Below are 13316 nucleotides of genomic sequence, written 5' to 3'. Positions count from 1 at the left end.
CGAGGCGAGGCGGGCCACGCGCGAGCGGCGTCATCTCATCGCCATATGGCGTTGCAGCGAGGTTGCTGATAGAAGCCGCAGCCTTGGAGGAGTTCCATGCGCAAGGCCGAAATCGTCCGCGAGACCAAGGAGACCCGCGTCACGCTCGCCGTCGACCTCGACGGGACGGGGCGGACCAGCGTGTCCACCGGTGTCGGCTTCCTCGACCATATGCTGGACCTGCTCGGCCGCCACGCGCGTTTCGACCTCGATATCAAGGCGGTGGGCGATCTCCACATCGATTTCCACCACACCACCGAGGACGTGGGCATCGTGCTCGGCCAGGCGGTCAAGAAGGCGCTCGGCGACATGCGCGGCATCACGCGCTATGCCGACGTCCTGCTGCCCATGGACGAGACGCTGACCCGCGTCGCCATCGACATTTCCGGCCGGCCTTTCCTGGTCTTCCGCACTGAGTTCGCGGCGCAGAAGATCGGCGAGTTCGATACCGAGCTGGTGCGGGAATTCTTCCAGGCCTTCGCCTCCAATGCCGGGGTGACCCTGCATGTGGAGACGCTGTACGGGGTGAACGCCCACCACATCGCGGAAAGCTGCTTCAAGGGCCTGGCCCGCGTGCTGCGCGCGGCGGTGGCGGTAGACCCGGCGGCGGCGGGGGAAATCCCCTCCACCAAGGGCGCGCTGGGCACCTGAGGCGGGCAGAGACGAGGCAGGAGACGAGGCAGCCATGGCCAGCTGGACCGTTCTGACCCGCGCCGTCCCCGGCGACACCGCCGAGCACGCGGCCGGGCGCACCGTGTTCGTCCGCGAGAAATTCTCCTGGGTGACGCTGTTCTTCGCCCCCATCGTGCTGCTGCGTTTCCGCCTGTGGCTGGTGTTCGCCGCCTATGTCGCAGTGGCCGTGACCCTCGGCCTCGCCGAGGTCTATGGCGGGCTTCCCGATGCCGTGGGCAATGTGGTGATGATCGGCTTCAATGTCCTGCTCGCGTTGGAGCTGCCCCGCCTGCGCCAGCGCAAGCTGGAGCGCCTCGGCTATGAGGAGGCCGCCGTCGTGGTGGCATCCGACCGGGACGAGGCGGAACATCGCTTCTTCGCCGGATGGGAGGGCCTGTATCCGGCGCCGCGCGCAGCCGCCGCCCTTCCGGCCATCCGCCCGTCCTTCCCGGCTCCGGGCGGTTCATCCGGCGTCATCGGCGCCTTTCCGGGAGCCTGAGGCGTGAACGTCGCCATCATCGACTATAATTCCGGTAACCTGCACTCCGCCGCCAAGGCCATGGAGCGCGCGGCGCAGAGCCTCGCCCACGACCTGGGGCAGAGCGTCGTCGTCACCAGTGATCCGGATGTGGTGCGCACCGCCGACCGCGTCGTGCTGCCGGGCGTCGGCGCCTTCGCCGACTGCCGGGCCGGCCTCGATGCCGTTCCCGGGATGGTGGAGGCCATGACCGAGGCGGTGAAGGGCAGGGGGCGTCCCTTCCTCGGCATCTGCGTGGGGCTCCAGCTCCTCGCCGAGCGCGGGCTGGAGCATGGCGTTACGCAGGGCCTCGGCTGGATCCGCGGCGAGGTGGACCGCATCACCCCCAACGATCCGACCCTCAAGATCCCGCACATGGGCTGGAACACGCTGGAAGTCGCGCGCGAGCACCCGCTGCTGGCCGGCATTCCCACCGGTGCGTCCGGCCTTCACGCCTATTTCGTCCATTCCTATCACCTCAAGCCGGCGGACGGCATCGACCTCCTCGCCACCACCGATTACGGCGGCACCATCACCGCCGCGGTGGCGCGGGAGAATGTGGCCGGCACCCAGTTCCATCCCGAGAAGAGCCAGACCCTCGGCCTCGCGCTCCTCGCCAATTTCCTGAAGTGGCATCCGTGATCCTCTTTCCGGCCATCGATCTCAAGGACGGCCTCGCCGTGCGCCTCGAACAGGGCGACATGGCGCGGGCCACCGTGTTCAACCGCGACCCGGCCGCCCAGGCGGCCGAATTCGAGAGCCTCGGCTTCCGCTATCTCCATCTGGTGGACCTGGACGGCGCCTTCGCCGGCAAGCCGGTGAACGCGGCGGCGGTGGACCGCATCCTGGAGACGGTCTCCATCCCGGTGCAGCTCGGCGGCGGCATCCGCGACATGCGCACGGTGGAAGGCTGGCTGGAGAAGGGCGTCACTCGCGTCATCCTCGGCACCGCGGCGGTGCGCGACCCGGACTTCGTGAAGGCGGCGGCGAAAGCCCATCCCGGACGCATCGTGGTGGGCCTCGACGCCCGCGACGGGAACGTCGCCGTGGAAGGCTGGGCGGAAACGTCCGAGCTTGCCGCCGTGGACATCGCCCGGCGCTTCGAGGATGCCGGCGTCGCCGCCATCATCTACACCGACATCGCCCGCGACGGCCTGCTGAAGGGGCTCAACCTTGAGGCCACCATCGCGCTGGCCGAGGCCGTCTCGCTGCCTGTGATCGCCTCCGGCGGCCTCGCCTCCCTCGCCGACATCGAGGGATTGCTCACCCCTGCCGCGAAGAAGCTCGAAGGCGCCATCACCGGCCGCGCCCTTTATGACGGCCGGCTGGACCCGCGCGAGGCCCTCGCGCTGGTGGCGGGACGGTAGGTGCGCCATGCTGAAGGTCCGCGTCATCCCCTGCCTCGACGTGAAGGACGGCCGCGTGGTGAAGGGCGTCCAGTTCGTGGACCTGCGCGACGCCGGTGACCCGGTGGAAGCCGCGCGCGCCTATGACGCCGCCGGGGCCGACGAACTCACCTTCCTCGACATCACCGCCAGCCACGAGAACCGCGGCACCATCCTCGACGTGGTGCGCCGCACCGCCGAGCAGTGCTTCATGCCCCTCACCGTGGGCGGCGGCGTCCGCACGGTGGACGACGTGCGCACGTTGCTGCACGCCGGGGCGGACAAGGTCTCCATCAACACCGCCGCCGTGAACCGCCGCGCCTTCGTGGGCGAGGCGGCGGAGAAGTTCGGCGAGCAGTGCATCGTCGTCGCCATCGACGCCAAGAAGGTGTCGCAGCCGGGCGAGGCGGACCGCTGGGAGATCTTCACCCATGGCGGGCGCAACCCCACCGGCCTCGACGCCATCCAGTATGCCCGCGAGGTGGTGGACCTCGGCGCCGGGGAAATCCTGCTGACCTCCATGGATCGCGACGGCACCGGCCGGGGCTTCGACTGCGCGCTGACCCGTGCGGTTGCGGATGCGGTGCACGTTCCTGTCATCGCCTCCGGCGGCGTCGGCATCCTCGACCATCTGGTGGAGGGCATCCGTGACGGCGGCGCCTCGGCGGTGCTCGCGGCATCCATCTTCCATTTCGGCACCTTCACGGTGCGCGAGGCCAAGGACCGGCTGGCCGAGGCCGGTCTTCCGGTACGGCTCGACTGAGCTTCGCGGGGGCACTGCTAAAGCAGCGCTTCCGTTTAACCCGTTTTTCGCATTTTCTTGATGCGAACCGCGCCCCATGTCGCTGAAAATGCTTCAGTGCCTTCGTTCCTGACCCTTTTTGTGGGGCCGACCCGATGAGCGACAGCTTCTCCCTCGCCGATCTCGAAGCCATCGTCGCGGCGCGGGCCTCGGCGGACGCCGGCGCCTCCTACACTCGCTCCCTGCTCGACAAGGGTGTCGCCAAATGCGCCCAGAAGCTGGGCGAGGAGGCGGTGGAGACGGTGATCGCCGCCGTCTCCGGCAGCGAAAAGGATCTCGTGGGCGAGGCGAGCGATCTCCTCTACCACCTCATGGTGGTGCTGAAGGCGCGCGGGATCGCGCTCGCCGACATCCATGCCGAGCTTGCGCGCAGGACCGCCCAGTCCGGCCTCGCCGAAAAAGCCGCCCGTCCTCAGGCCTGACAGAGACATCGCGACCATGGACCGGCCCCTCGATCCCGGCCTCTCCCCGTATCGCTCCTTCTCGCGTGAGGAGTGGGCGAAGCTGCGCCGCGACACGCCCATGACGCTGCGGCCGGACGAGATCGCGCGGCTGGAAGGCCTCGGCGTCCGCCTCTCCATGAAGGAGGTGGAGGAGATCTACCTCCCGCTCTCGCGCCTGCTGTCGCTCTATGTGGCGGCGACGCAGAAGCTCTATCGCGCCATGAGCCACTTCCTCGACCATCGCGAGGGCGATGCCCATGGCGAGGAGAAGATGCCCTACATCATCGGTGTCGCCGGCTCGGTGGCGGTGGGCAAATCCACCACCGCCCGCGTGCTGCAGGCGCTGCTCGCCCGCTGGCCCAACACGCCCAAGGTGGACCTCGTGACCACCGACGGCTTCCTTCTGCCCAACGCCATCCTCGAGCGCGAGGGGCTGATGGAGAAGAAGGGCTTTCCGGAGAGCTACGACGTCGCCTTGCTGCTGCGCTTCCTCACCGACATCAAGGCCGGCCGCCGGCCGGTGCGCGCGCCGCTCTACTCGCATTTCTTCTACGACGTGATGCCGGACCAGTATGTGGAGATCGACCGCCCGGACATCCTCATCGTCGAGGGGCTGAACGTGCTGCAGACCACCCGTCCGCCGAAGGACGGCAAGGCCATCCCCTTCGTCTCCGACTTCTTCGACTTCTCGGTCTATATCGACGGCGACGAGGACGTGATCGAGCGCTGGTACGTGGAGCGCTTCATGCGCCTGCGCGAAACCGCCTTCACCGATCCCCTGTCCTACTTCCACCGCTACTCGCAGCTGTCCGAGGAGGAAGCGCAGGCGACCGCGCTCTCCATCTGGCGGCGGATCAATCTCTTGAACCTGCAGGAAAACATCCTGCCCACCCGCCAGCGCGCCGACCTCATCCTGCGCAAGGCCGGCCGCCACGAGGTGGCTGAGGTGAGCCTCCGGCGGCTGTAGGCTGCTCGCTGTGGCGAACCCTTGTGTAAGTCTTTGATTTATAATGTAAATGGTGTCCCGGAAGGGATTCGAACCCCTGACCTGCGGTTTAGGAAACCGCTGCTCTATCCTGCTGAGCTACCGGGACATGCCCCCCTTCTAAAACGCGGCACGCCGGGAGGGAAGGGGCGGGAAGGCGGCTTTCCCCAGTGCGGCGCGGGGACGGCTGGGGTGGTGCGAAATGCGGGGTAAGGACAGTTGATCGGTCCTGTCTTCAATTGAGGGGCGGGTTGCCGCTATCGTCGTCGCATGACGCGGGGCAATCCACCACAGCGCGCAGTCCTTACGCACGACATGCATGCATTGCGCGGGGCATGGCGGGCGTTTGCCGGTCTCGCGGGTCTTGCTCTCGCGGTGGGGTTTATTCTCGCGAACGTCTCCCCGGCTTTTGCCCGCTCACCCCAGCGGAGCGGCGCGCCGATCGCCGCAAGTGTTCCAGACTGTGCCGGAGACCCGGCGGATGCGGCCGGCAGCGTTGCCCGCTGGAGTGACGCCGGGGTGCTCTCCCTCGCGGATGGAAAAAGCCTTGTCCCCGAAGGCATCGCCTTGCCGACGCGCCTCTGGCCCGACCGGCGGATGCTCGCGCTCGCGAGGGCGGCCGTTGCTTCGGTGCTTGATGGCTGCGCAATCGCGCCGGCCGCCGCTGCGCCCGACCGCCACGGCCGGCTCGTCGGCCCCGCGGGGCTCGTGTGCCCGGCGGCGGGGGAGGGGTGGCGGGAGGATCTCGCAACGGCGCTCATTCGGGCGGGCGCCGGCTATGCGACGGCGGATGGCGATACCACCTGCGCCGCGCGCCGCCTTGATGCCGAAGCGCAGGCGCGCGGCGCGCGCCGGGGCATCTGGAGCCTTGCCACGGCGATTGCTCAAGCCGGCGATGAACAGGCCATGGAGGAACGGCTCGGCCTGTTTTCCGTTGCGGAAGGCAAGGTCCTTGCCGCCGGCGGGCGCGACCGGATTTTTCTGAATTTCGGGGCAAGGTGGAAGCAAGATTTCACTGTCATGCTGGCGAGGGAGGATTTCGCCACAATCTTGGGCGATAGGCTCGATCCTGCCATTTTGCGCGGTTCCCTTATCCAGGTAAGGGGGGTCGTCCGCGATGAAGGCGGGCCGGCCATGGCGCCGCGGCGGCGGGGCGAGGTGCTGCGCATCGAGGGCAGGGTCGATCCCGCGCCCGATACGCAGGCGCTGCCGTCGAGGCACCGGGAGCGGTGAACGGATGAATGAGGTGCTGGGTGCGTGAGGCGCTGAGAGGCCAGGGTGCGGCGAGGCGGGTTCGGGCGGAAGCGCCTGCGCACGCGCACGCCCCGCGATCAGGCCTTCGTACGCTGCTCGCCTGCGCCGCCGTCGCCTTCCCGCTGTGGCTCACTGGATGCACGGGTATCGACCTTGATCAGGTGAGCGTGCCGCTCGCCTCCACCAGCCCGGCGTCCGAATTCGCCGACATGTCGCCCTCGCAGCGGCGCGAGCATGAAAAGCTCGTTGCGAGCTACGGCGGTGCCTATGACGATCCCGAGCTGAAGGCGCTCATCCAGAAGGTGGTGGAGCGCCTCGTCGCGGCTTCCGAGCGGCCGGACCTGAAGTATCGCGTCACCGTGCTGAATTCGCCGGCCATCAACGCCTTTGCCCTTCCGGACGGCTCGCTCTACGTGACGCGCGGCCTGCTGGCGCTGGCCAACGACACGTCCGAGCTGTCCTCCGTGCTGGCGCACGAGATGGCCCATGTCATCGCTCGCCACGCCACCATTCGCGAGGACCAGGTGAAGCAGGCGGTGCTGGTGAGCCGCGTCATCTCGGACGTGGTGAACGACCCGGATCTCGGCGCCCTTGCCATGCAGAAGAGCCGGCGCACGCTCGCCTCGTTCAATCGCGGGCAGGAGCTGGAGGCGGATGCCATCGGCGTCGGCATCGCCGCGCGCGCCGGCTTCGATCCCTATGGCGCCTCGCGCTTCCTCACCGACATGGGCCGCTATTCGGAGATGAAGAGCACGGCCATCTCGGGATCGTCCTCCAGCACGCCGGACATGGACTTCCTGTCGTCCCACCCGGCGACGCCCGAGCGCATCTCCATCGCCATCGCCAATGCCCGCCAGTATGCGCCGGCGGCCGGCCCGTCCGACGGCGAGCGGGACCGCAGCGCCTATTTCAACGTCATCAACGGCATGGTCTACGGCGACGATCCCAAGGAAGGCTTCGTCCGCGGCCGCAGGTTCCTGCACCCCAAGCTCGGCTTCACCTTCTCCGCGCCGGAAGGCTTCTCGCTGGAAAACACCTCCCAGGCGGTGCTCGGCGCGACCCAGACCGGCCGCGAGGCGCTCAGGCTCGATGCCGTCCGCATTCCCGGCGACCAGTCGCTGGCGCAATATCTCTCGTCCGGCTGGATCGACGGGGTGGAGATCAACACCGTCGAATCGCTCACGGTGAACGGCTTCAGCGCCGCGACGGCGGTGGCGCGGGGGGACCAGTGGTCGTTCCGCATGTTCGCCATCCGCTTCGGCTCGGATGTCTACCGCCTGATCTTCGCCGCCCGCGAGCTGACGCCGGAGCTGGACCGGCAGTTCCGCGCGGCCGCCGACACCTTCCGCCGCGTCTCCTCCGGCGAGGCGGATACGGTGAAGCCGCTGCGCGTGCGCATCGTCCAGGTGGGCCTCGGCGATACGGTGGAGAAGATGGCCGGCAAGATGCAGGTGCCCGACCGCCCGGTGGAGCGGTTCCTCATCCTGAACGGGCTCGATGCGAACGCCCGGCTGAAGTATGGCGAGAAGGTCAAGATCATCGCCGACTGACGGGCATTCTCCCCGCTCCCGGCGAATTGATGGCGCGCAAGCGGTTTCATTGTCCCCCGCTGCTATGATCGAGCTCCCGTTCGGGAGGGAGCCCATGTACAAGAAAATCCTCGTCGCCACCGATGGATCGGCCCTGTCCGATCTCGCGGTGTCCCACGCCGTCGCGCTCGCCGCCGCGCTTCACGCCGGCCTCGTGATCGTCACCGCCAGCGAGCGCTTCCACCTTTTCAGCACCGAGGCCGACCAGATCGCCGACACGGAGGCCGAATACCGGCGCCAGAGCGGGCGAAAGGCCGAAGCCGTGCTCTCCCGCGCCGCCGCTTCCGCCAGCGCGGCGGGGATCGAGGCCAAGCAGGTGCATGTGGAGGACGACCAGCCCTTCCACGGCATCATCGCCACCGCAGAGGCCGAGGGCTGCGATCTCATCGTGATGGCCTCCCACGGCCGCAGGGGGCTTTCGGCCGTGGTGCTGGGCAGCGAAACGACGAAGGTGCTCACGCACTCCGGCATACCGGTGCTGGTGGTGCGGGAGGAGATGGCCCCCGCCGTCCAGGCCAAGCCAGCCGGTAGCGCGGAATGGCCCGAGCCCAGCCCCGCCTTCCTGGCGCCGGGGCGCTGAGCCGCCTCCCGGCGTACCGCCCGCGCTTGGGACACTGGCCCGCGGCCTTGCGCCAGAGGGGTTTTTGCACTATGTGAGCCCCGTTCGTGGCCGCGCTCCCCAAGCGGGGAGCCGCCCGGGCGGGCAGGGACCGGCGGTATACGCGGGTCCTGATCGTTGGAGGCAGCCCGCCCTGGCTTTCTGTGAGCGCGTAGCGACATCCAATTCATCGCCCGTGCCGCCCGGCCTTCGCGCCGGCCCGCCGCTTTTGCGGCGGCCGTTCGTCATTTCTTGAATGGCGGACATCCGAGCGGTTCGGGCCTCGCAACACGAGATGCCGGCGCAGCAAGTCTGGAGCGTGAATGTCCGCCGTAGAAACCACCCGTGAGGATTTTGCCGCCCTGCTCGACGAGAGCTTCGGCCGTGCCGACACCAATGAAGGTTCGGTGGTCAAGGGCATCGTGGTCGCCATCGAGAAGGATCTGGCGATCATCGATATCGGCCTGAAGACGGAAGGGCGCGTGGCCCTGCGCGAGTTCGCCGGCCCCGGCCGCGAGAACGCCATCAAGGTGGGTGACGAGGTCGAGGTCTATCTCGAGCGCGTCGAGAACGCCATGGGCGAAGCCGTCCTCTCGCGCGACAAGGCGCGCCGCGAGGAGAGCTGGGTCAAGCTCGAGAAGGCCTTCACGGCCAACGAGAAGGTCTTCGGCGTGATCTTCAACCAGGTGAAGGGCGGCTTCACCGTCGATCTCGACGGCGCCGTGGCCTTCCTGCCGCGCTCCCAGGTGGACATCCGCCCGATCCGCGACGTCGGCCCGCTGATGCACAACCAGCAGCCTTTCCAGATCCTCAAGATGGATCGTCGCCGCGGCAACATCGTCGTCTCCCGCCGCACCGTGCTGGAAGAGACCCGCGCCGAGCAGCGCCACGAGCTGGTGCAGAACCTCGAAGAGGGTCAGGCCATCGACGGTGTGGTCAAGAACATCACCGATTACGGTGCGTTCGTTGATCTCGGCGGCATCGACGGCCTGCTGCATGTCACCGACATCGCCTGGCGCCGCGTGAACCACCCGACCGAGGTGCTCAACATCGGCCAGACGGTGAAGGTCAAGATCATCAAGATCAACCACGAGACCCACCGCATCTCGCTCGGCATGAAGCAGCTCCTGGGCGATCCCTGGGAGGGCATCGAGGCCAAGTATCCGGTGGAGGCCCGCTTCAAGGGTCGCGTCACCAACATCACCGACTACGGCGCGTTCGTGGAGCTGGAGCCCGGCATCGAGGGCCTCATCCACGTCTCCGAGATGTCGTGGACCAAGAAGAACGTCCACCCTGGCAAGATCGTCTCCACCTCCCAGGAGGTCGAGGTTCAGGTGCTGGAAGTGGATTCGGCCAAGCGCCGCATCTCCCTCGGCCTCAAGCAGACCCTCCAGAACCCCTGGGAGGCCTTCGCCGAGAAGTATGCGCCCGGCGCCGTGGTGGAAGGCGAGGTCAAGAACAAGACCGAGTTCGGCCTGTTCCTCGGCCTCGACGGCGATGTGGACGGCATGGTCCATCTCTCCGACCTCGACTGGAACCGTCCGGGCGAGCAGGTGATCGACGAATACCGCAAGAGCGACATGGTGAAGGCCGTGGTGCTCGACGTGGACGTCGAGAAGGAGCGCATCTCCCTCGGCATCAAGCAGCTGGCCGGCGATCCCTTCGCCGACGCGGGCGAGGTGAAGAAGGGCGCGGTCGTGACCTGCGAAGTCTCCGACGTGAAGGACGGCGGCATCGAGGTGAAGCTCACCGGCACCGATCTGTCCGCCTTCATCAAGCGCTCCGAGCTCGCTCGTGACCGCAACGACCAGCGCCCCGAGCGCTTCTCGGTCGGCGACAAGCTCGACGCCCGCGTCACCCTGTTCGACCGCAAGGCGCGCAAGGTGCAGGTCTCCATCAAGGCGATGGAAATCGCGGAAGAGCGTGAGGCCGTGGCCCAGTTCGGCTCGCAGGATTCGGGCGCTTCGCTCGGCGATATCCTGGGTGCCGCGCTGAAGCAGCGCGCCGCCGATGCCACCGTCGACGAGGTCGAGAAGGAGGACTGATCGCCACGCGCGATCGGATCGTCTGAAAGAACGAAGGGCCGGTGCATTGCACCGGCCCTTTTTTCAACCCGTGCGCCATTCGGACGCCGCCCGGCGTTCTTGTGCCGGGATCGGTGCGGACGTATCCCAGTCTTGCTGTCAAAAATCGGGAGGTTTTGCCATGAAGCGCAGGATGATTTCCCTCGGCGTCGTCGCCGCGGTCTCGCTCGCTGCCACGGGGTCGGCCTTCGCCCTCACCGGCAAGGAATTCCTTCGCAAGTACAACAAGGACAAGGACAGCACCGTCGAGATCGTCGAGGCCATCGACCTCGGGACCAAGGTGTTCAAGGCCATCAATCCCGACAAGGACAAGACCCTGGAGGCCGCCGAGACCAAGGGCCGGCTGTCCGACGAGGACTGGGCGCAGTTCAACAAGGACGGTGACAAGACGCTGGAGCTGGACGAGTGGCTCATCATCGTCCGCAAGCGCTTCAACGATGCCGATGCCAACAAGGACGGCAAGTTGACCGAAGCGGAGCTGGATGCCCCCGCCGGCCAGCAGCTCATTCTGCTCATCGCCAAGTGACGCGGGGCTGACGCGCGCCTGACGCGAGCGTGAGGGAGTCGGGGAGGGCGCGGCGTCCTTCCCCGATGGAAAGACGTGGGGCGCCCCCCATCGCGGCGCCTCCCGTCCCCTGCTTCGTCTCAGTTGAGGCGCAGAAGGAAACGTCGGTTCACCGCCTGCAGCGGGCGGGCGTTCATGGGGAAGATGGCGCGGAAGGCGTCGATATCCGCCTGCGCCACTTCGATGGGCGCCGCGAACACGTTCCAGTCCACGATTTCAGAGCAGGGCGGGGTGGTCAGCGACCCCTCGTAGCGATATGTGCCGCGGGCCGATGGCAGAAAGCCAGCCGGATTGAGCGGGGCGGCCAGCGTCTTGTCTCCGGCCGCGCGCGGCGCCGCCGCCATGATGGTGGAGAGAGCGGCATTGGCCGTGCCGGGCACCATGAAGACGCCCGCCACCAGAAGCCCGCCCTCGGGCGCCGCATGGACGAAATGCGCTTCCATGGCGCTGCGCTTGCCGTCCACGGCATGCTCGCTCGGCGCATGGAAGTGGAACTGCTTCAGCGCATAGGTCTTGCCGCCGAGGGTGGCGGTGCCGCCGTCCCCGGTCACGTCGGCCTGAATGGTGTGGCCATTGTTCACCACCTTGTAGGCGAACGGTTTCCACGCGAGCATGGGGCCGGCGCTCTCGGCTTTCACCGCGCCTTCAAGATTAATGGGCGACTGCTGGGTGCCGACCGAACAGGCGGAAAAGCCTTTCTCCAGCGAACCCCATTCCTGCGGGCCGCCATGGCCTTCGTACGTCCAGTGCGCGCCCTCGGAGGCGCGTGCGGCAGTGGCGCAAACGGGACAGGCAACCAAGCCCGCAAGCAGCGTGCGTCGATTTATGGTCATGGATTTCCCCCCTTGATCTGGCAGCGATCCGCCATGGTGAGGCTTATCAAAGTGGCGGGTGCGCGCCAAAGCTGAGTCCGCTCCGAATTGGATCAGATGGCGTGTGGGGGAATCCCTGCGAGGAGGGTCGCGACGATCGCCGCGGGGTCTTCCGCACGCATGATGCCGCCCATGACGGCGACGCCTTTCGCGCCAGCCCGGAAGCAGATCGGCAGGGTATCCGCGTCGATGCCCGCGAGGGCGATCACCGGCACCGACGAAGTGCGGGCAAAGGCTCCAAGGCCGGCCACGCCTAGAGCCGGGCCGTGCCCCGGCTTGGAGGTGGTAGGGAAAACCGGGCTGGCGGTGAGGTAGTCGAGGACGCCTGGCGCAGCCACAGCGGCTTCGGCGAGGCTGTGGGCGGAGAGGCCCACCAGCGCGTCGGGGCCGAGCAGCGCCCGGGCCGCCGCAGCATCCCCACCGCCGGACAGGTGCACGCCGTCGGCGCCAGCTGCGCGCGCCAGCTCCGGTGTCCCGTGGAGCGTCAGGCGCGCGCCCCATGGCGCGGTGACGATGCGCAGGCGGGCGACAAGCGCGATCTGTTCCGCTTTGGGAAGATCCTTCTCACGCAGGCTGATCCACCGAACGCCGCCGGCGCAGGCCGCGCCTACCACGTCCGCCAGATCGCCGCGCGCCAACGTGCGGTCGGTGATGAGCAGCAGCGGCGGCGATGGCAGGCGGGTCAGCGGGTCAGCTCCCGACGAGGCCGAATTCGGGGCTGGAGGCTTCGGCGTGAAGCTTGCGCGGAATGCGCCCCGCGAGGCGGGCGAGGCGGCCGCCCTCCACCGCGTGGCGGAAGGCGGTGGCCATGCGCACCGGATCAAGCGCCTTGGAGACGGCGGTGTTGAGCAGCACGGCGGCGCAGCCCAGTTCCATGGCCAGCGCCGCATCGGAGGCGGTGCCGATGCCCGCATCCAGCACCACCGGCACCGGGGAGCGGGCGCAGATCAGCTCGATCATGTGCGGGTTGGCGATGCCGAGGCCGGTGCCGATCATGGAGCCCAGCGGCATCACGGTGGCGGCGCCGAGATCGGCCAGCTTCTGGCAGGTGACCGGATCGTCGTTGCAATAGGGCAGTACGACGAAGCCGCGCGAGACCAGCTCTTCCGTCGCCTTCAGCAGTTCCTCCACATTGGGATAGAGCAGCTCGCGGTCGCCGATGACCTCCAGCTTCACCCAGTCCGTCTCCAGCGCCTCGCGGGCGAGCTCGGCGGTGAGCACCGCGTCCTTCGCTGTCTGGCAGCCGGCGGTGTTGGGCAGGATGTGGACGCGGCCAGTGAGCAGGTCCGTCAGGCTCTCCTCATAGCCGGCGAGGCTGATGCGGCGGATGGAGGCCGTCGCCATCTCGCTGCCCGAGGCGGCGAGCGCATCAAGGAACACCTTCTGGTTGGGATAGCCCGCCGTGCCCAGGAACAGCCGTGACGAGAAGGTGCGTCCGGCGATGACGAGGGGATCGGCGTTGGGAGTCTGGAACGCGCTCATGGTGCTTCTTCCCGGCGCCCATTCAGGAG

15 protein-coding genes and 1 tRNA gene are annotated in these 13316 nt (G+C 67.9%); 12 read left to right on the top strand and 4 right to left on the bottom strand.

Annotated features, from left to right (window positions below; translation table 11 throughout):
* Nucleotides 1–96 precede the first annotated feature (96 nt).
* From hisB to coaA, 7 genes are all read left to right on the top strand, one after another.
* On the top strand, nt 97–690 hold the full coding sequence (gene hisB / locus J2126_RS05635) for an imidazoleglycerol-phosphate dehydratase HisB (RefSeq protein WP_209484747.1): 594 nt from the start codon (nt 97–99) through the stop codon (nt 688–690).
* A 34-nt stretch (nt 691–724) separates the two neighbouring features.
* Nucleotides 725–1210: a DUF2628 domain-containing protein gene (locus J2126_RS05630; RefSeq protein ID WP_209484745.1), complete on the top strand. Its 486-nt coding sequence runs from the start codon at nt 725–727 to the stop codon at nt 1208–1210.
* Nucleotides 1211–1270: 60 nt separating this feature from the next.
* Nucleotides 1271–1870, top strand: a complete 600-nt coding sequence (gene hisH / locus J2126_RS05625) for an imidazole glycerol phosphate synthase subunit HisH (protein WP_245327709.1) — start codon at nt 1271–1273, stop codon at nt 1868–1870.
* Nucleotides 1858–2595 (top strand): 1-(5-phosphoribosyl)-5-[(5-phosphoribosylamino)methylideneamino]imidazole-4-carboxamide isomerase, encoded by a 738-nt coding sequence (gene hisA / locus J2126_RS05620; protein ID WP_209484741.1) that lies wholly within the window; start codon nt 1858–1860, stop codon nt 2593–2595. Before hisH ends, hisA begins: the two co-directional genes overlap by 13 nt.
* 7 nt (nt 2596–2602) lie before the next feature.
* Complete coding sequence (gene hisF / locus J2126_RS05615) at nt 2603–3376, top strand: imidazole glycerol phosphate synthase subunit HisF (protein WP_209484739.1); 774 nt, start codon at nt 2603–2605, stop codon at nt 3374–3376.
* A gap of 134 nt (nt 3377–3510) precedes the next feature.
* On the top strand, nt 3511–3837 hold the full coding sequence (locus tag J2126_RS05610; protein ID WP_209484737.1) for a phosphoribosyl-ATP diphosphatase: 327 nt from the start codon (nt 3511–3513) through the stop codon (nt 3835–3837).
* Nucleotides 3838–3853: 16 nt separating this feature from the next.
* Nucleotides 3854–4825: a type I pantothenate kinase gene (gene coaA, locus J2126_RS05605; RefSeq protein WP_209484735.1), complete on the top strand. Its 972-nt coding sequence runs from the start codon at nt 3854–3856 to the stop codon at nt 4823–4825.
* A 50-nt stretch (nt 4826–4875) separates the two neighbouring features.
* On the opposite strand, the gene J2126_RS05600 is transcribed toward coaA, so the two are convergent.
* Nucleotides 4876–4952 (bottom strand) — tRNA-Arg (locus J2126_RS05600).
* A 410-nt stretch (nt 4953–5362) separates the two neighbouring features.
* Between J2126_RS05600 and J2126_RS05595 the strand changes: the two genes are divergently transcribed.
* From J2126_RS05595 to J2126_RS05575, 5 genes are all read left to right on the top strand, one after another.
* Nucleotides 5363–6076 (top strand): hypothetical protein, encoded by a 714-nt coding sequence (locus tag J2126_RS05595; RefSeq protein ID WP_209484733.1) that lies wholly within the window; start codon nt 5363–5365, stop codon nt 6074–6076.
* Nucleotides 6077–6084: 8 nt separating this feature from the next.
* Nucleotides 6085–7647: a M48 family metalloprotease gene (locus J2126_RS05590; protein WP_209484731.1), complete on the top strand. Its 1563-nt coding sequence runs from the start codon at nt 6085–6087 to the stop codon at nt 7645–7647.
* Between the two features lie 94 nt (nt 7648–7741).
* Nucleotides 7742–8266 (top strand): universal stress protein, encoded by a 525-nt coding sequence (locus J2126_RS05585; protein WP_209484729.1) that lies wholly within the window; start codon nt 7742–7744, stop codon nt 8264–8266.
* Between the two features lie 341 nt (nt 8267–8607).
* Entirely contained in the window at nt 8608–10329 is a 1722-nt protein-coding gene (rpsA, locus tag J2126_RS05580) for a 30S ribosomal protein S1 (protein ID WP_209484727.1), read from the top strand.
* 160 nt (nt 10330–10489) lie between these two features.
* Entirely contained in the window at nt 10490–10894 is a 405-nt protein-coding gene (locus tag J2126_RS05575; RefSeq protein WP_209484725.1) for a hypothetical protein, read from the top strand.
* Nucleotides 10895–11013: 119 nt separating this feature from the next.
* Here the strand turns inward: J2126_RS05575 and J2126_RS05570 are convergent, their stop codons facing one another.
* From J2126_RS05570 to J2126_RS05560, 3 genes are all read right to left on the bottom strand, one after another.
* On the bottom strand, nt 11014–11766 hold the full coding sequence (locus J2126_RS05570; RefSeq protein WP_209484723.1) for a carbonic anhydrase: 753 nt from the start codon (nt 11764–11766) through the stop codon (nt 11014–11016).
* A gap of 92 nt (nt 11767–11858) precedes the next feature.
* Nucleotides 11859–12458 (bottom strand): thiamine phosphate synthase, encoded by a 600-nt coding sequence (locus J2126_RS05565; protein ID WP_348634392.1) that lies wholly within the window; start codon nt 12456–12458, stop codon nt 11859–11861.
* Nucleotides 12459–12495: 37 nt separating this feature from the next.
* Complete coding sequence (locus tag J2126_RS05560) at nt 12496–13287, bottom strand: thiazole synthase (protein ID WP_209484721.1); 792 nt, start codon at nt 13285–13287, stop codon at nt 12496–12498.
* Nucleotides 13288–13316: the final 29 nt, after the last annotated feature.

Origin of the sequence: Xanthobacter flavus (genome assembly GCF_017875275.1) — a bacterium.
GTDB classification, from domain to species: domain Bacteria; phylum Pseudomonadota; class Alphaproteobacteria; order Rhizobiales; family Xanthobacteraceae; genus Xanthobacter; species Xanthobacter flavus_A.
This window is presented reverse-complemented; position numbering and strand designations above follow the sequence as displayed.

Coding starts and splice junctions, on each gene's coding strand:
- J2126_RS05585 (WP_209484729.1), top strand. CDS start 7,742: ATGTACAAGAAAATCCTCGTCGCCACCGATGGATCGGCCCTGTCCGAT.
- hisF (WP_209484739.1), top strand. CDS start 2,603: ATGCTGAAGGTCCGCGTCATCCCCTGCCTCGACGTGAAGGACGGCCGC.
- hisH (WP_245327709.1), top strand. CDS start 1,271: ATGGAGCGCGCGGCGCAGAGCCTCGCCCACGACCTGGGGCAGAGCGTC.
- J2126_RS05610 (WP_209484737.1), top strand. CDS start 3,511: ATGAGCGACAGCTTCTCCCTCGCCGATCTCGAAGCCATCGTCGCGGCG.
- J2126_RS05560 (WP_209484721.1), bottom strand. CDS start 13,287: ATGAGCGCGTTCCAGACTCCCAACGCCGATCCCCTCGTCATCGCCGGA.
- coaA (WP_209484735.1), top strand. CDS start 3,854: ATGGACCGGCCCCTCGATCCCGGCCTCTCCCCGTATCGCTCCTTCTCG.
- hisB (WP_209484747.1), top strand. CDS start 97: ATGCGCAAGGCCGAAATCGTCCGCGAGACCAAGGAGACCCGCGTCACG.
- J2126_RS05630 (WP_209484745.1), top strand. CDS start 725: ATGGCCAGCTGGACCGTTCTGACCCGCGCCGTCCCCGGCGACACCGCC.
- rpsA (WP_209484727.1), top strand. CDS start 8,608: ATGTCCGCCGTAGAAACCACCCGTGAGGATTTTGCCGCCCTGCTCGAC.
- J2126_RS05590 (WP_209484731.1), top strand. CDS start 6,085: ATGAGGTGCTGGGTGCGTGAGGCGCTGAGAGGCCAGGGTGCGGCGAGG.
- J2126_RS05570 (WP_209484723.1), bottom strand. CDS start 11,766: ATGACCATAAATCGACGCACGCTGCTTGCGGGCTTGGTTGCCTGTCCC.
- J2126_RS05575 (WP_209484725.1), top strand. CDS start 10,490: ATGAAGCGCAGGATGATTTCCCTCGGCGTCGTCGCCGCGGTCTCGCTC.